Consider the following 18,594-nt stretch of genomic DNA (forward strand, 5'->3'; position numbering starts at 1 on the left):
CAAGGACTTTTCTCAGATCAGAAGGCGAGCGCGGCGTCGAGCGGCGACAGCGGGCGGACACCGGAGAGAAGCGCGCGCGCTTCTGCGGCATCGATGTCCATGCGCGCGATCAGCGCCTCGGCCGATTCGAAGCGTTCCTCGCCGCGGATGAAGCCGAACAGCGAGACCGAGACCGCCTCGCCGTAGAGATCACCGGAAAAGTCGAACAGGAAGGTCTCGAACAGCGCCGCGCCGTTGTCGAAGGTCGGGCGGCGCCCGTAGCTCGCCACCCCGTCGTGGAGCGAGCCGTCGGCCCGGCGCAGGCGCACGGCATAGATGCCGTGGGCGAGCAGACCGTCGTCCGGCAGACCCAAGTTGGCGGTGGGATAGCCGAGCGTGCGCCCGAGCTTCGCCCCGTGGCCGACCGTGCCCTCGATCGTCCAGCGGTATCCCAGAAGCCCGGCAGCGGCCGCGACATCGCCGTTCATCAGGTCTTCGCGGATGCGGCTCGAGGAGACCGTGTTGGCGCCCTCGTCGACGAAGGGCGCGATCGAGGTGACGCCGATGCCGAGGTCCCGGCCGCGTGTACGCAGGAAATCGAGGTCGCCCTGCCGGCGAGCGCCGAAGCGGAAATCATAGCCGACGACGACGTGACGCGCGCCGAGGTCGCGGTGCAGCGTCTCGGCGACGAAGGCGTCGGCCGGATGGGCGGCATAGTCGAGATCGAAGCACTGCTCGACCACGGCCTCGACGCCGAGGAGGCCGAAGAGCCGGGCCTTCAGGGGCGCGGGGGTCAGGCGCTCCACCGGATGCTGGGGCCGGAACACGGTGCGCGGATGCGGCTCGAAGGTGAGCACGAGGCGCGGCGCGCCGGTCTCGGCGGCGAGCGCCGTCAGCGTCTCGACCACCGCCTGATGGCCGCGATGGACGCCGTCGAAATTGCCGATCGCGACGACACCGCCGCGAAGCTCCGGCGGCAGGGCGGCCGCACCCGGAATGCGCTGGGCCGGCCCCGTCATCGGAGCGCGGGCATCACGAAGCGGGCATGGACGCCGCGCGCCAGAAGCTCGGCCGACAGGAGGATGGGATCGCCGATCACCTCGGACAGTTCGTCGCGATGGATGCCGTGCGAGATGAAGAGGCAGTCGGCGCCGTGGTTCACGGCGCCGAGGACATCGGTCATCAGCCCGTCGCCGATGCACAGGACCCGGGCGCCCTCGCCCACCACCCGCCGGGCGACCGCGTAGATCGGAGCATGTGGTTTGCCGGCGAGATGCACCGTGCCGCCGATCGAGGCGTAGACCGCGGCGACCGCGCCGGCGCAGGGGATCAGCTGGTCGCCGATGTGGACCACGAGATCCGGGTTGGCGCAGATCATCGGCAGGCCGCGCGCCGCGCAGCGCTCCAGCAGGGGCCGGTAGGCCTCCGGGTCCTCGACGCGGTCGTCGAAGAGGCCGGTGCAGACGATCGCTTCGGCGCCCGTCTCGTCCTCCAGTTGCAAACCGAGACCGTCGAAGATGTCGAGGTCGCGCTCCGGGCCGATATGCAGCACCCGCCGCGAGCCCGCCTCGATCAGCGCGCGCGTCGCGTCGCCCGAGGTGACGATGGCGTCGAAGCTGTCGCGCGTGACGCCGAGCGCGGCGATCTGGCGCTCCACGCCGTCGGCCAGGCGCGGCGAGTTGGTGAGGAGTACGACCGTCTTTCCGGCGCGGCGCGCGGCGGCGAGCGCCGAGACCGCGGCCGCGTGGCTCGCCACCCCGTCATGGACAACGCCCCAGACGTCGCAGAACAGGGCGTCGTAGCCCGCCAGCACCTCGTCGAGGCTGCGAATCGCGCGCATCGCGCCCTCGGTCATCGGGTGGCTCCGGCTCATGTCCATCAGGAGCCCCGCGATATCGGAGCGCGGGGGGCGGGGTCAAGCGAGCGGCGGGGCGCGGCGACCTTGCGCGAAACTGGCCGCGCCCTTGACACGGACGGGGCCGATCTCCTATCTCCCCCGTCGTTAGCACTCGGCCGAGCTGAGTGCCAGAGATCGGAACGGGCGCGCTCCGGCGGCCCGTTTCTTCATCCAGCCTTTTGAGAAGGTTCGACTGAGATGGCCAATGTGAACTTCCGCCCCCTGCATGACCGCGTCGTCGTGCGGCGCGTCGAGTCCGAAGCGAAGACCGCCGGCGGGATCATCATTCCGGACACCGCCAAGGAGAAGCCGCAGGAAGGCGAAATCGTGGCGGTCGGCGCCGGCGCGCGCGACGAGACCGGCAAGGTCAACCCGCTGGAGGTCAAGGCCGGCGACCGCATCCTGTTCGGCAAGTGGTCGGGCACCGAGATCAAGCTCGGCGGCGAAGACCTCCTGATCATGAAGGAATCCGACATCCTCGGGATCGTCGGCTGACCTTGTCGGCCTGAGACAGAAATTCTCAAACCCCAACGGGAGCCGCAGGCCGAACGGCCGCGCCCCAGGAGAGAACGAAAATGGCAGCCAAAGAAGTCAAGTTCGGCCGTGATGCCCGCGAGCGCATGCTGCGTGGTGTCGACATCCTCGCCGACGCGGTGAAGGTCACGCTCGGCCCCAAGGGCCGCAACGTCGTCATCGACAAGTCGTTCGGCGCCCCGCGGATCACCAAGGACGGCGTGTCCGTCGCCAAGGAGATCGAGCTGGAGGACAAGTTCGAGAACATGGGCGCCCAGATGGTGCGCGAAGTGGCCTCGAAGACCAACGACAAGGCCGGCGACGGCACCACCACCGCGACCGTTCTCGCCCAGGCGATCGTCCGCGAGGGCGCCAAGGCCGTGGCCGCCGGCATGAACCCGATGGACGTCAAGCGCGGCATCGACGCGGCCGTCGCCAAGGTCGTCGAGACGCTGGTCTCCTCGGCCCGCAAGATCGAGACCTCCGACGAGGTCGCCCAGGTCGGCACCATCTCCGCCAACGGCGAGAAGGAAATCGGCCAGATGATCGCCTCGGCGATGCAGAAGGTCGGCAACGAGGGTGTCATCACCGTCGAGGAAGCCAAGACCGCCGAGACCGAACTCGAGGTCGTCGAGGGCATGCAGTTCGACCGCGGCTACCTCTCGCCGTACTTCGTGACCAATGCCGAGAAGATGGTGGCCGACCTCGAGGACGCCTACATCCTCCTGCACGAGAAGAAGCTCTCCAACCTCCAGGCGATGCTGCCGGTCCTCGAGGCCGTGGTGCAGTCGTCGCGTCCGCTCGTCATCATCGCCGAGGACGTCGAGGGCGAGGCTCTGGCCACGCTCGTCGTCAACAAGCTGCGTGGCGGCCTGAAGATCGCCGCCGTCAAGGCGCCGGGCTTCGGCGATCGCCGCAAGGCGATGCTCGAGGACATCGCGATCCTCACCGGCGGCCAGGTCATCTCCGAGGATCTCGGCATCAAGCTCGAGAACGTCACGCTCGACATGCTCGGCCGCGCCAAGAAGATCTCCATCACCAAGGAGAACACCACGATCGTCGACGGCAACGGTGAAGCCGACGGCATCAAGGCCCGCGTCAGCCAGATCAAGCAGCAGATCGAGGAGACCACCTCGGACTACGACCGCGAGAAGCTCCAGGAGCGTCTGGCCAAGCTCGCGGGCGGCGTCGCGGTGATCCGCGTCGGCGGCTCGACCGAGGTCGAGGTCAAGGAGAAGAAGGACCGCGTCGACGACGCGCTCAACGCGACCCGCGCGGCCGTGGAAGAGGGCATCGTCCCGGGCGGCGGCGTGGCGCTCCTGCGCGCTTCGAACGCCGTGGACCTCAAGGGCGAGAACGCCGACCAGGACGCCGGCATCGCCATCGTCCGCAAGGCACTCCAGGCCCCGATCCGTCAGATCGTCCAGAACGCCGGTGGCGAGGGCTCGATCGTGGTCGGCAAGATCCTCGACAACTCGTCGCTGACCTACGGCTACAATGCCCAGACCGGCGAGTACGGCGACATGATCCAGGCCGGCATCGTCGACCCGGTCAAGGTCGTGCGCTCGGCGCTTCAGGACGCGGCCTCGGTCGCGGGTCTCCTCGTCACCACCGAAGCCATGATCTCCGAGGCCCCCAAGAAGGACTCGGCCGGCGGCGGCATGCCGGGTGGCATGGGCGGCGGCATGGGCGGCATGGGCGGCATGGACTTCTAAGTCCGACAGGACGCGGAAGGTCATCAAGCCGCCCATCACGAAAAGTGCCGAAACCGGGCAGGCCCGGTTTCGGGCGGCGGCATGGGCTTCCAACTCCGGCCGTTCAGTTCAGCTGAATGCAGGAAGGCCCGGCGGAGCGATCCGCCGGACCTTTTCAGTCTATTAGAACAAGGCATCGCCTCGGCCCGCCGGGAACGTCACTCCGGCAGGAAGTCCTGGTCGCGAAGCTGGGCGAGTGAATAGGGGCAGACCTGCGGGAACGTGTTCCGATCGAAACCTGTCTCCACGGATGCTTCCCTGCGCGCGTCGCCATAGATATCGGCGACGATCTCGCTGGCCTTCGCCGCAAGACTTGGATTGCGTTTCTCCCGACGCGCGATGTTGCTCCGCTCCCTGAGAATGGTCAGCTGCCAGGATCGAGAGCGCCGCTCCACCTGGAACTGCCATTTGAGAAGATGGAAGATCAGGAGACGGTAGCTGGATTCCAGCGCGTGCCTCTGCTCGCTTCCCATGCTCTCCACCTCCTCCACCAGATTCGCCAGATCGAGTTCCCCGAAGCGCTTGAGGCGCAGGAGCTCGGCCTGTTCGAAGGCCCAGGCGTGGAAGTCGTCCTCGTAGTCGGTGGGCGAGGCGAAGTAGGGCGTCTCTTTGGCAAGGCTCATGGGCGGCCCTTCCGGTTCCCGTCGTTCATAAACTAGCGTCCCATCGAGCGATTTGCACGCGGGCGTGCATTGTCAGCATCCTCGCCCGCTTCCATAAGCCCTTCGGCGCAAACGCGGGGGCGGTCCTTTGAGCGATTTCTTCATCTTCTTCTTCGTCGGCGCGCTCGCGCAGCTCGTCGACGGCGCGCTCGGCATGGCCTACGGCGTCATCTCTTCGACCGTGCTGCTCGGCTTCGGTGTCCCGCCCTCGGTCGCCTCGGCCTCGGTGCATACGGCCGAACTCTTCACCACCGCCGCGTCGGGCACCGCACACATCGCCAACCGCAACATCGACTGGAAGCTGTTCCGCCGCCTCGTGCCCTTCGGCATCCTCGGCGGGGTGCTCGGAACCTATGTCCTCACCTCCGTCGACGGCGCCACGATCCGCCCCTTCGTCGCCGCCTATCTCGGCATCATCGGCGTGATGCTGACACTGCGCTCGTTCCGCAGGATGCCGCGGGCGCAGACGCCGATGCATCTCGTGCCGCCGCTCGGGGCCGCCGGCGGCTTTCTCGATTCGGTCGGCGGTGGCGGTTGGGGACCGATCGTCACCTCGGGGCTGCTCGGGGCCGGCGGTCAGCCGCGCTACGTCATCGGCACGGTGAATGCGGCGGAGTTCCTCGTCACGCTCGCCGTCTCGCTGTCGTTCCTCCTTGCCCTCGTGACCGGGCACTGGGAGGAAGCGGGGGATCTGTCGACGCACGCTCTGTCGGTGCTGGGGCTGATCGCCGGCGGCATCCTCGCCGCGCCGCTCGCGGGCTTTGCCGTGCGAAAGATCCCGGAGCGCCTGCTCCTGCGAATCGTCGGCGTCCTGATCTGCGGCCTCTGCGTCCAGCAGATCGTCACGCTCCTTACATAAATGTAATTCTTGGCCAGGAACCTAATTTCTCGGCTCCCGTTTTTTCCCCGACGCCAGCATGAGCTGGCCCAACGAAACGGAGCAATTCCATGGTCGACAAGAATCAGGTCCAGGGCGGCGCGAAGGAAATCGGCGGCAAGATCAAGGAAGCCGCCGGCAAGCTGGTCGGCAACGATCGCCTTCAGGCCGACGGCATGGCGGATCAGGCCGAGGGCAAGACCCAGAAGAACTACGGCAAGGTCAAGGACGCCATGAAGGACCAGGTCGGCCTCAAGAAGCACTGACCCGCGTACGAATCGTTTGAGTGGGAAAAGCCGGCCGGAAGGCCGGCTTTTTCGTGTGCGCGACGGGTTTCTCGCCGCCGCACGGCATGGTAACGCCGCCCGGACGGCCCGGCGTTCTGCGGGCGCCTTTCCGAGGGGAATGCGATGACCAAGACCCGCCGCGAGACCGATTCCATCGGCGCGATCGACGTTGCCAGCGATCGCTACTGGGGCGCCCAGACCGAGCGCTCGCTGAACAACTTCCGCATCGGCACCGACCGGCAGCCGATCGCCGTGATCCACGCGCTCGCCACCGTCAAGAAGGCCGCCGCGCGCGTCAACCAGGGTTACGGCAAGCTCGACGCGACGCTCGCAGACGCGATCGTCGCTGCGGCCGACGAGGTGATCTCGGGCCGGCTCGACGACCATTTCCCGCTCGTCGTCTACCAGACGGGCTCGGGCACGCAGACCAACATGAACGTCAACGAGGTCATCTCGAACCGCGCCATCGAGGCGCTGGGCGGCGAGATGGGCTCCAAGAAGCCCGTGCACCCGAACGATCACGTCAACATGGGCCAGTCGTCCAACGACGTGTTCCCGACCGCGATCCACGTCGCCGTCGCGATCGAGGCGACGAACCGCGTCCTGCCGGCGATCGACAAGCTTCACGATGCGCTGGATGCGAAGGCCAAGGCCTTCGACCACATCATCAAGATCGGCCGCACGCACACGCAGGATGCCACCCCGATCACGCTCGGCCAGGAATTCTCCGGCTACGCCGCCGCGCTGAAGCTGGGCAAGCGCCGCATCGAGCAGGCCATCGAGGACGTCTACGCGCTGGCTCAAGGGGGCACGGCGGTCGGCACCGGGCTCAACGCCCCGGTCGGCTTCGACGTGAAGATCGCCGACGAGATCGCCAAGCTCACCGGCCTGCCCTTCCGCACGGCCGAGAACAAGTTCGAGGCGCTCGCCTCGCATGGCGCGCTGACCTTCTTCCATGGCTCGCTGAACGCTCTCGCCACCGACCTCTTCAAGATCGCCAACGACATCCGCTTCCTCGGGTCGGGCCCGCGCTCAGGCCTCGGCGAGCTCTCGCTGCCCGAGAACGAGCCGGGCTCCTCGATCATGCCGGGCAAGGTGAACCCGACGCAGGCCGAGGCCCTCACCATGCTCTGCGCCGAGGTGTTCGGCCACGAGACGACGGTGACCGTCGCCTCGTCCCAGGGGCATTTCGAGCTTAACGTCTTCAAGCCGGTGATCGCCAACGCCGTCCTGTCCTCGATCCGGCTTTTGGCCGACGGCATGGATAGCTTCCGCGAGCATTGCGTCGAGGGCATCAAGGCCAACGAGGACCGCATCCGGTCGCTGATGGAACAGTCGCTGATGCTGGTGACGGCGCTGGCGCCGACCATCGGCTACGATAACGCCGCGACGATCGCCAAGACCGCTCACAAGAAGGGCACGACCCTGCGCGAGGAGGCGCTCGCCTCGGGCCTGGTGTCGGGCGAGGACTACGACCGGATCGTCGACCCCGCGGCGATGACGCGTCCGGGCTGAGACGGCACGGAAGACATGACCGAAGGGCCGCCTCGCGCGGCCCTTTCTCGTTTCAGGCGCGCGCTGCGGGCGAGCCGGTGTAGAGCTGCGTGCTCTCGGCCTGCGTCAGGATCTGGTAGCGCTCGAACTGGGCGAGGACGTCGGACAGGACGTCGGCCTTGGTGAAGCCGGTCACGTCGTAGCCGCGGCTGCCGTCGGAGAAGATCGTCCGCGCCGCCCAGATCATCCGCCGTCCGTCCGACGAGGCGCGCGTGTCGGCGGCCGAAAAGGCCATGGCCGGCTGCGCCACCGGCTCGACCCCGTACACGAAGTCGCGCGTGCCGTCGGCCGGCACGGTCAGAACCACCGGGCCGTCGCCCTCCCCCTCGAGCCGCGCGTCGAGCCCGCGCCGCACGAGTTCGTCGCGCACGTCCGACAGGGCGGGCCGGGCGGTGTGTTCGAGGAAACGGCGCACGTCCCGCTTGTTGGGCTCGTGCAGGATGGCGCCGAGCCGCGCCTGCCAGTTCGCCCCGCGCACGAGGACCGCCGGCTGCGCCTGCCGGTGCTCCCTCGCCCGCGCGACATCGGCCTGCATGCCGCGCAGCAGGCCGAAGGCGAGGAGAAGAAGAATGATCGCAAAGGGCAGCGCGGCGATCAGCGTCATCGTCTGCAGGCCGACGAGCCCGCCGGCGAACAGCAGAAGCGCCGCCACCGTCCCCTGCACGACGCACCAGTAGATGCGCTGCCAGACGGGCGTGTCGTCGCGGCCGCCCGACGCCAACGCATCGACGACAAGAGAGCCGGAATCGGCCGACGTGACGAAGAAGATGCCGACGAGGACGACGGCAAGCGTCGAGGTCACGCCGCTGAGCGGCAGGTACGCGAAGAACTGGAACAGGGCGACCGGCAGGTTCTCCTGCACCTCGCGCGCGAGCGCGCCCGCCGCCGGGCCAAGGTCGAGCGCGATGGCCGAGTTGCCGAAGACGGTCATCCAGAAGAAGGTGAAGGTCGAGGGCACGAAGAGGACGCCGAGCACGAACTCGCGCACCGTCCGTCCGCGCGAGATGCGGGCGATGAACATGCCGACGAACGGCGACCAGGAGATCCACCAGGCCCAGTAGAACAGCGTCCAGTCGCTGATCCAGGCGCGCGGCTCGTAGGCGTAGAGCGTGAAGGTGCGCGGCAGGAGGTCGTCGAGATAGGCCCCGATGTTCTGGACGAAGGCCTTGAAGATGAAGGTCGTCGGCCCGACCACGAGCACGAAGAGCATCAGGACGATGGCGACGACGAGGTTGCCCTCCGACAGGCGCCGCACCCCCGCGTCGAGGCCGGAGACGACCGACAGCGTCGCCGCGCCCATCACCACGACGATCAGGAGGATCTGCACCCAGACCGCATTCGGCACGCCGAGGAGGTGGTTGAGGCCGGCGTTCATCTGCAGGACGCCGAGGCCGAGCGAGGTCGCGATGCCGAACACGGTGCCGCAGATCGCGAAGACGTCCACCGCGTGGCCGATCGGCCCGTCGATGCGCTCGCGGATCAGCGGATAGAAGCCCGAGCGGATCGTCAGCGGCAGGTTGTAGCGAAACGAGAAATAGGCGAGCGACAGGCCCACGACGGCATAGATCGCCCAAGCATGCAGCCCCCAGTGGAAGAAGGTGAATTCCATCGCCTGGCGCGCGGCCGCGATGGTGCGCGGTTCGGCTTCGGGCGGCACGGAATAATGCAGGATCGGCTCGGCGACCGCGTAGAACATGAGGCCGATGCCCATGCCGGCGGCAAACAGCATCGCCAGCCATGAGGCATAGGGGTAGTCCGGCTCGGCGTCGTCCGGCCCGAGCTTCAGGCGGCCGAAACGGCTCAGCGCGAAGAACAGGACCGAGAACAGGAGGATGCCGACCGTCAGGAGATAGAACCAGCCGAACGTGTCCAGCACGAAGGCCTGCGCCGCGCCGAAGAGACGCTCCGCGTCGCGCGGGAAGAGGACGCCGACGAGCACGAGGGCCGCGATGATGGCGCTGGCCGGAAAGAACACGGGCGGGCGGATCTTGGATGTCATCGTGGGCTGGAACTCGGTGGACGAGAGAAACGACGGACGGCGGCGTGAGCCGCGCCGAACGCGTCCCGCCGATTGTCCCGTCTACGGATCCAGCTAGGGCACAACCCGGACGAACACAGCGGTTACGGCACGTTGTCGAGGCATCCCGAGGGGATTGTCGCGCATCCTGCTGCCAATCGCGTCGATTGGTGGTCTGCGCGTTGACGATCAGTCGCTTTCCAGACGCCTATCCCGCGCTGCGGCGCTGCGTCAGAAGATCGGTCACGGATTTCCTCAACGCACCCACGGAGCCAGACCCCATGAATTCCGCCGCCCTTCTCGCCGGACGCGTCCTCCTGTCGATCCTCTTCATCGTGTCCGGCTTCGGCAAGCTGACGGGCGCGGCCGGCTTTGCCGGCTATCTCGCCAGCCTCGGCGTGCCCGGCGGCATCGCCATGGCCTATCTCGTCGGCGCGGTGGAGTTCTTCGGCGGCCTCGCGATCCTCGTCGGCTTCCAGACCCGCATCGTCGCCTACGTGCTCGCCGTCTTTACGGTGGGCACGATCCTGACCGCCCACATGGGCGACGCCACGCAGGCGATGAAGAACCTGTCGATCGTCGGCGGCTTCCTGGTGCTCGGCGCAGTCGGCGCCGGCGCCTACTCGGTGGACGCACGCCGCGGCACGCCGACGCTCGCCCGCGTCTGATCGCCCGCCGTCATCCCTGACTCTTGAGCGGCCGCCCCTCGGGGCGGCCGTTCTGCGTAGGTCAGAACCGCGCGATGAGCGCGTCCAGCGCCGCCGCGCGGCCCGCATCCCCGTCGGTGCGATGGGCAAGGGCGAGGCACGCCTCGGAGCGCAGGATCACGCCGTCCTTCAGGACGCGCAGCCGGTTGGCCGTCAGCGTCGATCCGGTCGAGGTGATGTCCACGATGATGTCGGCCGAACCCGCCGCAGGCGCCCCTTCGGTGGCGCCGAGGCTCTCGACGATCCGGTAGCTCTGGATGCCGTGGCTTCTCGTGAAGAACCCTTGCGTGAGCCGCCAGTACTTGGTCGCGATGCGCAGGCGTCGCCCGTGCCGTTGGCGGAACGAGGCGGCCACATCGCCGAGATCCTCCATCGTCTCGACGTCGATCCAGCTGTCGGGCACCGCCACCACCACGTCGGCATGGCCGAAGCCGAGCCGCGAGACGATGCGCCCGCGCCGGTCGAAGTCGGGCATCGTCTCGCGCAGGAGGTCCTCGCCGGTGACGCCGAGATCGATCGCCCCGTCGCGCAGCTCGCGCGCAATCTCGGACGCCGAGAGAAGCAGGACCTCGAGCCCATCGGCGCCCTCGACGCGGGTGCGGTAGGATCGCGCGTCCTCGCTCGGATGGACCGTGATGCCGGCTTCTCTGAGCGCCGCGACGCACTGGTCCTTGAGGCGGCCCTTGGATGGAATGGCGAGCGTCAGGGTCATGGCCGGCCCTCCCCCCCGGCGGCCACGGCCGCCGCGATCCGGTCGAGATCGAGCGCGAACCCGACCGCCGGGATTGGCGTCGGCGCGCCGAGATAGGAGACGAGCCGGTCGTAGCGCCCGCCGCCGACGAGCGGCGGCGTACCGGGCGCGGCGGCGATCTCGAACACGAGGCCGGTGTAGTAGTCGAGCGTACGCCCGAAGGCGGCGCGATAGCGGATGGGGCCGAGATCGACGCCGGCCGCCCGCAGCGACGCGGCGCGAGCGCGAAACAGCTCCAGCGCCGGCCCGAACTCGACGCCCGATTCCGCCTCCATCGCCTCCAGCCGGGTGGTCGCCTCGTCCAACGGGCAGTCCAGCGCCAGAAACGCCCGCAGCCGGTCGAGATAGGTCGAGCGCAGCCGCGTGTTGGCGAGCGCCATCTTCTCGACCAGCCGCTCGGCGATCTCCTCGGGGGTCCGCCCGCGGTTTGGCGGCAGGCCGCCCGCGTCCATCAGGGTCCGCACGTGGTCGGCCAGCGCCGTCGTGTCGCCGGTGCGCAGGAGTGCGCGCACCGCCGGGTCGAGATCGAGCGGGTCGCTGTCCGCCTCGCGCGACAGGGCGGCGAGCGCAGCCTCCAGAAGATCGTCGCGGCCGAAGCAGCGCACCAGCCGGCGCTGCCAGCCGGCCGGCAGGTCGAGTGCGGTGAGAAATGCCTCGAACAGCGCCTGATCGCCGACGGTCACCGCGGCCGGCTCCGGCAGCCCGCAGGCGCGCAAGGCGGCCAACGCTTCCGCTAGCGCCTGCGAGTCGGCGGCCGCGCGGTTCTCGTCGCCGAGGTTCTCGATGCCCGCCTGACGGAACTCGGCCGGCTCGCCCCGGCGCTGGCGGAACACGGATCCGTTGTAGGCGTAGCGCTGCGGCAGACCGGCGGCCCCTTCGATATGGGCCAGGCACACGGGGATCGTGAAGTCGGGCCGCAGGCACAGCGTCTCGCCGCCCTCGCCGCGCGTCAGGAAGATGCGCCGGCGCAGGTCCTCGCCGGCCGTGTCGAGATAGGGCTCGGCGCGCTGCAGGAGCGGCGTCTCCACCGTCACCGCGCCGAGATCGGCAAACAGCGCGGCGAGCGCGGCGTCGAAGGGCGCCGGGCTGCCGCCCGGCCGCGCGGCGCCCGATCCGGACAGGAGGCTCATCGCGTCAGGCCGCCCCGCCGGCGCGCTCGAGGATCGCCCGGACGGCGGCCACCAGATCGGCCTCGTCGACGAGTTCCTGACCGGCGCGCATCTCGCGCCATTCGGCGTTGTCCTCGACGCCGGCCGACAGTTCCTTGCCGAGCGCGAGGTCCTTGACCTGCACCTTGCCGGCCGCCTTCTCGTCGCCGCCCTGGATGACGACGACGGGCGCGCCGCGCCGGTCGGCATATTGCAGCTGCTTGCCGAACTGCTTCGGATTGCCCTGGAACACCTCGACCGGCACGACGGGCTGGCCGGGGCCGTTCAGCGCGGCGCGAAGCTGCGTCGCCATCGCCTGGTAGTCGGCCATCCGGTCGCGGTCCATCACGGTGACGACCACCGGGCCGGTGCGCCGCTCGCCTTCGAGGCGCCCGAGGTTCTTCAGCGCGGTCTGGAGGCGCGAGACGCCGATCGAGAAGCCGGTGGCGGGCACGGGCGTCGCGAGGAAGCGCGAGACGAGGCCATCGTAGCGCCCGCCGCCGCCGACCGAGCCGAACTGGACCTTCTGGCCCTTCTCGTTGACGACGTCGAACAGGAGCTCGGCTTCGAAGACGGGGCCGGTGTAGTATTCGAGGCCGCGCACGACGGACGGGTCGATCTTGACGCGATCGGCCTCGTAGCCGGCGGTGCGCGCGAAGCTCTCGATCTGGGAGAGTTCGTCGAGACCGCCGTCGACGCCCGCATGGCCCCCGAAGGCCTGGCGCACGCCCGACAGCCCGTCTGCGTCGAAGATCCTGAGGACGCGCGCGATCGTCGTCTCGTCGAGCTCCGCGCCCTTGGTGAAGTCGCCTTTGCCGCCGCTCTCGTCGAGGCGTCCGGCGCCGAGCAGAAGCTTCACCCCGTCCGCGCCGAACTTGTCGAACTTGTCGAGCGCGCGCAGCACCGTCAGCCGCCGCCCCTGGTCGCCCTCGAGGCCGATCGCGTCGAGAATGCCGTCCAGCACCTTCCGGTTGTTGACCCGGATGACGTATTGGCCGCGCGCGATGCCGAGCGCTTCCATCGTGTCGGCCATCATCATCGCCATCTCGGCGTCGGCCGAGACGTTCGGCGCGCCGACGATGTCGGCGTCGAACTGCATGAACTGGCGGAAGCGGCCGGGACCCGGCTTCTCGTTGCGGAAGACATAGCCCGCGCGATACGACCGGTAGGGCTTCGGCAGATCCTCGAAACTCTCGGCGACATGGCGTGCCAGCGGCGCGGTCAGGTCGTAGCGCAGGCTCAGCCACTCCTCATCGTCGTCCTGCAGGGAGAAGACGCCCTCGTTCGGGCGATCCGAATCGGGCAGGAATTTGCCGAGCGCGTCGGTGTATTCGAAGAAGGGCGTCTCGACCGGCTCGAACCCGTAGGTCTCGTAGACGTGGCGGATGGTGGCGAGCATCCGGTCCTGCGCGTAGAGGTCGCTCGCGCTGCGATCCACGAAGCCGCGCGGCTGGCGCGCCTTGACGCGGGAGGGCTTCTTCGGGGCCATGGGTCGTTCCAGACGTGACGGGGCGGGGCGCCGAGGAGCACCCCGCGAAATGTATGCGGATGGCACGCGTCCTAGCCCATCCGGCGCCCCAGCGGCAAGGTTTGCGGGGTCTAGACCGGCCGCTTGAAGGCCGCGCGCGCACGCCGGCACGCGTCGTGTGCGCAGCATCCGGCGAGATGATCGTTCACGAAGCCCATGGACTGCATGAAGGCATAGGCCGTGGTCGGGCCGAAGAAGGTGAAGCCTCGAGCCTTCAGGGCCTTGGCAAGGCGCTGGGAGGCGGGAACCTGCGGGTTCGCCCGCGCCCAGTCGAGCGTGACGCTGGCTGGCCGCTCCTCCTCCGGCGGCTCGAAGCGCCAGAGGAAGGCGGCGAGCGAGGCGCCGGTCTCCTCGCGCAGGCGCCGCGCCGCCTTGGCGTTGTTGATCGCGGACGCGATCTTGCCGCGGTGGCGCACCACGCCGGGGTCGGCGAGGATACGCTCGACGTCCGCCTCGCCCATCTCGGCCACCGCCTCGATCGCAAAGCCCGCGAACTGGCGGCGGAAGGCCTCGCGCTTGCGCAGGATGGTGATCCAGGACAGGCCGGACTGGAACCCTTCGAGGCAGATCTTCTCGTAGAGGCGGTCATCGTCGGCGCTCGGCCGGCCCCATTCGCCGTCGTGATAGGCGACGTAGTCCGCCCCCTCGCCCGCCCAGGCGCAGCGCGCCGTCCCGTCCGAGCCGGTCCGGAGGCCCTCCGCCGTCGTCTCCATCCCGCGCTCCCTCGTCTCCATTCGTGATGCGGCACATTTGCCGTGGACTGTCGCCGGTCGCCGCTTGCGCGTCGCCCTCGCCGCCCGCCAACTGACGGCGGGCCGGCAGCATGGGCATGTGAGCGCGATGGTTTGGGGCAAGCGGGGCAGAAGGGCAATGGCAGGACGCCTCGGCGGCGCCGTGCTTGTCGCCGGTCTCCTGTCCGCCGGCCCGGCGGCGGCCCAGCGCCTGCCGCCCGACGCCGCCCTGATCGACGGGTTCGAGCGGGTGGTGTTCGGGGCGGAGATCACCGGGTCCCTCAGCGATTCGACCTATCTCAAGCGCTTCGCCGGCCCGGTGCGCTACCGGATCGACAACACCGCGGCGACCGACCGCCGCGCGGCCGTGCGCGCCTTCATGCGCCAGATCCGCCGGCAGATCGGCGGGCTCGAGGTCGCGGAAGCCAGACCCGGCGAGGACGCGAACTTCGTCGTCCACGTCGTCGACCGCAGCGACTACCAGCGCATCGGCCGCGAGGTCTATCGCAGCCCGTTCATGCGCGTGCCCGGCAACTGCGTGGTGCGCGCCTCCTACGGGCGCGCCGGCATCACGCGTTCGGACGCGATCATCGTGTCGAACGAGGGCGACGCGCTGTTCCGCCGCTGCCTGATCGAGGAGGTGCTGCAGGGGCTCGGGCCCCTCAACGACAATGCCGACGCGCCCGACAGCGTCTTCAACGACACCTCGAAGCTGACGAACTTCGGGCCCTACGACCGGGTGCTGATGAACATGCTCTACGATCCCCGGCTGAAACCCGGCATGAGCCAGGCCGAGGCCGCGCCGCTCCTGCCCGCCGTCCTGCGGGACGCTCGCCGCCGCGCGCGCGGCTGAGGCGCCGGAGGCTTTACCGCCCGTTCACCCTGCCCGGCGGAAGCGCGGGACAGCGCATCTCCGGGGCCCCGCGATTCACCTTTCGCTGGCGATTGGCCCGGCATCCTCGACCCTAGGTTTTCGCGCGCCTCCTTGAGGGTCGCTGCGCCGTTTGAACGAGGTTCCCGGATGCGCCTGCTCCTCGCGTTCTCAGCCCTGTCGCTGATCGGCTCCATGACGCTTGCGGCCGAAGCCCGCGACCGCCGTCCGCTCGCCGTGCCGCCCAGCGTCGCCGAGCCCTGGGTGCGCCAGCTCTCGCCGGGCTCGGGCGTCGTGCCGGGCTACGCCCGCCGCCATCTCGCCGCCCCGATCGCACCGGGCACGGTGGTCTTCGAGGGCAACATCCCGGTCGGCGTGATCCCCGAGGGCGGCGGTCCGATGCAGCCGCTGGGCGCCTATCGCCAGGGCCGCGCGCCGGTCGTCTTCGGGGAACCGGCCCGTCGCGCCGCGCCCGTGTTCGGGAGCACGCGCCGCACCGGCGGCCCGGTCTACGCCTCGGCGTTCGCGGCCCCGCGCGCGGCGGCCCGCCGCGAGGCGCCGCCGCGCGGCATGGACCCGGCCTTCCTGCCGCAGCGCGTCGACTATGCCGGCGGCTATGCGCCCGGCACGATCGTCGTCGATACGCGCTCGCACTACCTCTACCACGTCGAGACCGGCGGTCGGGCCATGCGCTACGGGGTCGGCGTCGGCAAGGAGGGCTTCGGCTGGTCCGGCAGCCACAAGGTCACCCGCAAGGCCGAATGGCCCGGCTGGACGCCGCCCGCCGAGATGATCGCCCGCGAGCGCGCCAAGGGCCGCATCCTGCCCGACCACATGCCGGGCGGCGAGGCGAACCCGCTCGGGGCGCGCGCACTCTATCTCGGCTCGACGCTCTATCGCATCCACGGCACCAACCAGCCCTGGACGATCGGCCAGTCGGTGTCGTCCGGCTGCATCCGCATGCGCAACGAGGACGTCATCGACCTCTTCGATCGCGTCGACGTCGGCACCCGCGTCGTCGTGCTCTGACTGCAACAGAGAGTTGCAAATCCGCGACTGGGGACTCGGCATGGGCGACGACGCGCTCCACCATTGTCCGTGACCCTTAACGAACCCGTCCTCCGCTCTCCTGCCAAGGGAATCCGCCCATGAAGACGACGCCTCTCCTCCTCGCCCTCATGGTGGGCCTCGCGCCCTTCGCGGCTCCGTCCACCGCCAGCGCGCAGGCACAGGTGCGGGTCTACGACCACGCCAGCGGCCAGTGGATCTCGGGTGACCGCGCCCGCATCCGCACCGAGACCGTCCAGCGCAAGACGCAGATGATGAAGAAGCCGGACGCGCGCTTCGCCCGCCAGTCGGTGCGGATCGCGACCAAGGAAAAGCCTGGCACGATCGTGATCGATACCGACCGCAAGTTCCTCTACTTCGTCGAGGGCAACGGCCTGGCGACGCGCTATGGCGTGGGCGTCGGCAAGGAAGGCTTCTCCTGGGGCGGCACCATGTCGATCGGCCGCAAGGCCGAATGGCCGGGCTGGACGCCGCCGGCCGCCATGCGCGTGCGCGAGAAGGCCAAGGGCCGCATCCTGCCGGCCTACATGCCGGGCGGCCCGGAAAACCCGCTCGGCGCGCGCGCCATGTATCTCTATCGCGGCGGCGGCGACTCGATGTTCCGCATCCACGGCACCAACCAGCCCTGGACGATCGGCCTCAACATGTCGTCGGGCTGCATCCGCATGATGAATGACGACGTCGCCCATCTCTACGAGCGGGCCAAGCGTGGCACCAAGGTCGTCGTCATCGGCCCGGGCCAGCCGAACCGCCTCGTGCAGGAGACCGGCACCGTGCGTCCGGCCGGCCGTAAGCCCGGCCTCTTCGCTGGCGTCTTCGGCTGATCGCAGTCCCTCTAAGCGATATCGAACGGCCCGCCTTCGCGCGGGCCGTTCGCCGTTCCTACTCCGCCGCGACGGCCGCGGGGCGCGGCGTGAACCCTTCGAGCGCGGCGGGCCTCTCGCCGCCGAAGGCCCAGTCGAGAAGCTCGACCGTGTGGACGATCGGGATCGCGGTGGCCGAGCCGATCTGCGTCATGCAGCCGATATTGCCGGTCGCGATGATGTCGGGCCGGATGCTCTCGATGTTGGCGACCTTGCGGTCGCGGAGCTTCGCCGAAATCTCCGGCTGCAGGATGTTGTAGGTCCCGGCCGAGCCGCAGCACAGGTGTCCCTCCGGCACGTCGCGCACCGTGAAGCCGGCCTGCGCCAGAAGCACCTTCGGCGCTTGGCCGATCTTCTGCCCGTGCTGCATCGAGCAGGCGGAATGATAGGCGACGACGGCGTCCACCGGCCGCTCGGGCAACGGCAGGTCGAGCGTCGCCAGATACTCCGTCACGTCCGTCGCCAGCGCCGAGACGCGCGCGGCCTTCTCGGCATAGGCCGGATCGAGCCGTAGCATATGGCCGTAGTCCTTGATCGTCGTGCCGCAGCCCGACGCCGTGATCACGATGGCTTCGAGCCCCCGCCCCTCGATCTCGGCGGTCCAGGCGTCGACGAGGCGCCGCGCGAAGCCGAGCGCCTCGTCCTCGCGCCCCATGTGGTGGACGAGCGCGCCGCAGCACCCCTCGCCCGGCGGCGAGACGACCTCGATGCCGAGCCGCCCCAAGAGCCGGACGGTCGCCGCGTTGATGCCGGGATCGAGCACCGACTGGGCGCAGCCGGCGAGGATCGCGACGCGCCGCCCTGCAGACGCGGGCGCGACGGGCCGCACCGGCACGGCCGGCAGATGCGTCGGCGCGAGCCTCAGCATGGCCGCAAGGGGTTTGAGCGGCTTGATCCCGTCGAGCGCGCCCGCCAGCGGCCGCCCGAGCCGCGCGGCCTGGAGCGCCAGGCGGAAGCGGCCGGGATAGGGCAGCACCTTGGCGAGAAGCCACCGGATCAGCCGGTCGGGGAGCGGACGCCGATAGGTCCGCTCGATATGCACCCGCGCATGGTCCACGAGATGCATGTAGTTCACGCCGGACGGGCAGGTGGTCATGCAGGCGAGGCAGGAGAGGCAGCGGTCGATGTGGGTGACGGTCTTCTCGTCCGCCGGCCGGTTGTTCTCCAGCATCTCCTTGACGAGGTAGATGCGCCCGCGAGGGCTGTCGAGTTCGTTGCCGAGCGTGACATAGGTCGGACAGGTCGCCGTGCAGAAGCCGCAATGCACGCACTTGCGCACGATGCCTTCCGTATGGGCCGTGTCCGGATCGCGCAGGGCTTCGGGGGAGAAGGCGGTTTGCATGGGGCTTTCATCTTTCGAAGAGCGTGTGCAGCCTTCGGCCGAACG

The 18,594-nt window shown here is 69.3% G+C and carries 18 protein-coding genes; 9 read left to right on the forward strand and 9 right to left on the reverse strand.

The features are described 5' to 3' along the window. Positions 1-17 precede the first annotated feature (17 nt). On the reverse strand, positions 18-998 hold the full coding sequence (locus ASF65_RS14780) for a bifunctional riboflavin kinase/FAD synthetase (RefSeq protein WP_055890586.1): 981 nt from the start codon (positions 996-998) through the stop codon (positions 18-20). Next, positions 995-1,834, reverse strand: a complete 840-nt coding sequence (locus ASF65_RS14785; RefSeq protein WP_082505669.1) for a TIGR01459 family HAD-type hydrolase — start codon at positions 1,832-1,834, stop codon at positions 995-997. The genes ASF65_RS14780 and ASF65_RS14785 overlap by 4 nt, the downstream gene beginning before the upstream one ends. A 240-nt stretch (positions 1,835-2,074) precedes the next feature. Between ASF65_RS14785 and groES the strand changes: the two genes are divergently transcribed. Beyond that, positions 2,075-2,371 (forward strand): co-chaperone GroES, encoded by a 297-nt coding sequence (gene groES / locus ASF65_RS14790; RefSeq protein ID WP_055890588.1) that lies wholly within the window; start codon positions 2,075-2,077, stop codon positions 2,369-2,371. Positions 2,372-2,451: 80 nt separating this feature from the next. Then, positions 2,452-4,104 (forward strand): chaperonin GroEL, encoded by a 1,653-nt coding sequence (groL, locus tag ASF65_RS14795; RefSeq protein WP_055890589.1) that lies wholly within the window; start codon positions 2,452-2,454, stop codon positions 4,102-4,104. A gap of 197 nt (positions 4,105-4,301) precedes the next feature. Here the strand turns inward: groL and ASF65_RS14800 are convergent, their stop codons facing one another. Next, positions 4,302-4,766 (reverse strand): DUF29 domain-containing protein, encoded by a 465-nt coding sequence (locus ASF65_RS14800; protein ID WP_055890590.1) that lies wholly within the window; start codon positions 4,764-4,766, stop codon positions 4,302-4,304. A gap of 127 nt (positions 4,767-4,893) precedes the next feature. Between ASF65_RS14800 and ASF65_RS14805 the strand changes: the two genes are divergently transcribed. The 3 genes from ASF65_RS14805 to fumC all read left to right on the forward strand — a co-directional run bounded on the left by ASF65_RS14805 (position 4,894) and on the right by fumC (position 7,484). Beyond that, positions 4,894-5,664, forward strand: coding sequence for a sulfite exporter TauE/SafE family protein (locus tag ASF65_RS14805; protein WP_055890592.1), 771 nt, complete (start codon positions 4,894-4,896; stop codon positions 5,662-5,664). Positions 5,665-5,753: 89 nt separating this feature from the next. After that, entirely contained in the window at positions 5,754-5,948 is a 195-nt protein-coding gene (locus ASF65_RS14810) for a CsbD family protein (RefSeq protein WP_055890594.1), read from the forward strand. 144 nt (positions 5,949-6,092) lie between these two features. Continuing rightward, positions 6,093-7,484: a class II fumarate hydratase gene (gene fumC, locus ASF65_RS14815; RefSeq protein WP_055890595.1), complete on the forward strand. Its 1,392-nt coding sequence runs from the start codon at positions 6,093-6,095 to the stop codon at positions 7,482-7,484. A 52-nt stretch (positions 7,485-7,536) separates the two neighbouring features. Here fumC and ASF65_RS14820 read toward each other — a convergent pair whose 3' ends face one another. After that, positions 7,537-9,522 (reverse strand): BCCT family transporter, encoded by a 1,986-nt coding sequence (locus ASF65_RS14820; protein WP_055890597.1) that lies wholly within the window; start codon positions 9,520-9,522, stop codon positions 7,537-7,539. Between the two features lie 299 nt (positions 9,523-9,821). On the opposite strand from ASF65_RS14820, the gene ASF65_RS14825 reads away from it, so the two are divergent. Beyond that, positions 9,822-10,208 carry a DoxX family protein gene (locus ASF65_RS14825; protein WP_055890599.1) on the forward strand — a complete coding sequence of 129 codons (387 nt, stop codon included), beginning with the start codon at positions 9,822-9,824 and terminating at the stop codon, positions 10,206-10,208. 61 nt (positions 10,209-10,269) lie between these two features. Here ASF65_RS14825 and hisG read toward each other — a convergent pair whose 3' ends face one another. From hisG to ASF65_RS14845, 4 genes are all read right to left on the reverse strand, one after another. Further along, complete coding sequence (hisG, locus tag ASF65_RS14830) at positions 10,270-10,959, reverse strand: ATP phosphoribosyltransferase (protein WP_055890602.1); 690 nt, start codon at positions 10,957-10,959, stop codon at positions 10,270-10,272. Further along, a complete protein-coding gene (locus ASF65_RS14835; RefSeq protein ID WP_055890604.1) occupies positions 10,956-12,128 on the reverse strand; it encodes an ATP phosphoribosyltransferase regulatory subunit in 1,173 nt (390 codons plus the stop codon). The genes hisG and ASF65_RS14835 overlap by 4 nt, the downstream gene beginning before the upstream one ends. 4 nt (positions 12,129-12,132) lie before the next feature. Next, on the reverse strand, positions 12,133-13,635 hold the full coding sequence (hisS, locus tag ASF65_RS14840) for a histidine--tRNA ligase (protein WP_055890606.1): 1,503 nt from the start codon (positions 13,633-13,635) through the stop codon (positions 12,133-12,135). 110 nt (positions 13,636-13,745) lie between these two features. Continuing rightward, positions 13,746-14,387, reverse strand: a complete 642-nt coding sequence (locus ASF65_RS14845; protein ID WP_055890608.1) for a DNA-3-methyladenine glycosylase I — start codon at positions 14,385-14,387, stop codon at positions 13,746-13,748. 157 nt (positions 14,388-14,544) lie between these two features. Here ASF65_RS14845 and ASF65_RS14850 point away from each other — a divergent pair, with 157 nt between their 5' ends. The 3 genes from ASF65_RS14850 (at position 14,545) to ASF65_RS14860 (ending at position 17,168) form a co-directional block, all read left to right on the forward strand. Continuing rightward, positions 14,545-15,258: a DUF2927 domain-containing protein gene (locus ASF65_RS14850; protein WP_055890610.1), complete on the forward strand. Its 714-nt coding sequence runs from the start codon at positions 14,545-14,547 to the stop codon at positions 15,256-15,258. Positions 15,259-15,426: 168 nt separating this feature from the next. Continuing rightward, entirely contained in the window at positions 15,427-16,305 is an 879-nt protein-coding gene (locus ASF65_RS14855; RefSeq protein ID WP_055890612.1) for a L,D-transpeptidase, read from the forward strand. A 119-nt stretch (positions 16,306-16,424) separates the two neighbouring features. After that, entirely contained in the window at positions 16,425-17,168 is a 744-nt protein-coding gene (locus ASF65_RS14860) for a L,D-transpeptidase (RefSeq protein WP_055890614.1), read from the forward strand. Positions 17,169-17,226: 58 nt separating this feature from the next. Here the strand turns inward: ASF65_RS14860 and glcF are convergent, their stop codons facing one another. Then, the gene (gene glcF, locus ASF65_RS14865; protein WP_055890616.1) at positions 17,227-18,549 is read right to left on the reverse strand and encodes a glycolate oxidase subunit GlcF; all 1,323 of its coding nucleotides are present in this window, start codon (positions 18,547-18,549) and stop codon (positions 17,227-17,229) included. Positions 18,550-18,594: the final 45 nt, after the last annotated feature.

The organism is Aureimonas sp. Leaf324, assembly GCF_001423245.1.
Classification (GTDB): domain Bacteria; phylum Pseudomonadota; class Alphaproteobacteria; order Rhizobiales; family Rhizobiaceae; genus Aureimonas.

Coding starts and splice junctions, on each gene's coding strand:
- hisS (WP_055890606.1), bottom strand. CDS start 13,635: ATGGCCCCGAAGAAGCCCTCCCGCGTCAAGGCGCGCCAGCCGCGCGGC.
- ASF65_RS14850 (WP_055890610.1), top strand. CDS start 14,545: ATGGCAGGACGCCTCGGCGGCGCCGTGCTTGTCGCCGGTCTCCTGTCC.
- ASF65_RS14780 (WP_055890586.1), bottom strand. CDS start 998: ATGACGGGGCCGGCCCAGCGCATTCCGGGTGCGGCCGCCCTGCCGCCG.
- ASF65_RS14845 (WP_055890608.1), bottom strand. CDS start 14,387: ATGGAGACGACGGCGGAGGGCCTCCGGACCGGCTCGGACGGGACGGCG.
- ASF65_RS14785 (WP_082505669.1), bottom strand. CDS start 1,834: ATGACCGAGGGCGCGATGCGCGCGATTCGCAGCCTCGACGAGGTGCTG.
- ASF65_RS14860 (WP_055890614.1), top strand. CDS start 16,425: ATGAAGACGACGCCTCTCCTCCTCGCCCTCATGGTGGGCCTCGCGCCC.
- groES (WP_055890588.1), top strand. CDS start 2,075: ATGGCCAATGTGAACTTCCGCCCCCTGCATGACCGCGTCGTCGTGCGG.
- glcF (WP_055890616.1), bottom strand. CDS start 18,549: ATGCAAACCGCCTTCTCCCCCGAAGCCCTGCGCGATCCGGACACGGCC.
- ASF65_RS14835 (WP_055890604.1), bottom strand. CDS start 12,128: ATGAGCCTCCTGTCCGGATCGGGCGCCGCGCGGCCGGGCGGCAGCCCG.
- ASF65_RS14800 (WP_055890590.1), bottom strand. CDS start 4,766: ATGAGCCTTGCCAAAGAGACGCCCTACTTCGCCTCGCCCACCGACTAC.
- groL (WP_055890589.1), top strand. CDS start 2,452: ATGGCAGCCAAAGAAGTCAAGTTCGGCCGTGATGCCCGCGAGCGCATG.
- ASF65_RS14820 (WP_055890597.1), bottom strand. CDS start 9,522: ATGACATCCAAGATCCGCCCGCCCGTGTTCTTTCCGGCCAGCGCCATC.
- ASF65_RS14825 (WP_055890599.1), top strand. CDS start 9,822: ATGAATTCCGCCGCCCTTCTCGCCGGACGCGTCCTCCTGTCGATCCTC.
- ASF65_RS14855 (WP_055890612.1), top strand. CDS start 15,427: ATGCGCCTGCTCCTCGCGTTCTCAGCCCTGTCGCTGATCGGCTCCATG.
- ASF65_RS14810 (WP_055890594.1), top strand. CDS start 5,754: ATGGTCGACAAGAATCAGGTCCAGGGCGGCGCGAAGGAAATCGGCGGC.
- hisG (WP_055890602.1), bottom strand. CDS start 10,959: ATGACCCTGACGCTCGCCATTCCATCCAAGGGCCGCCTCAAGGACCAG.
- fumC (WP_055890595.1), top strand. CDS start 6,093: ATGACCAAGACCCGCCGCGAGACCGATTCCATCGGCGCGATCGACGTT.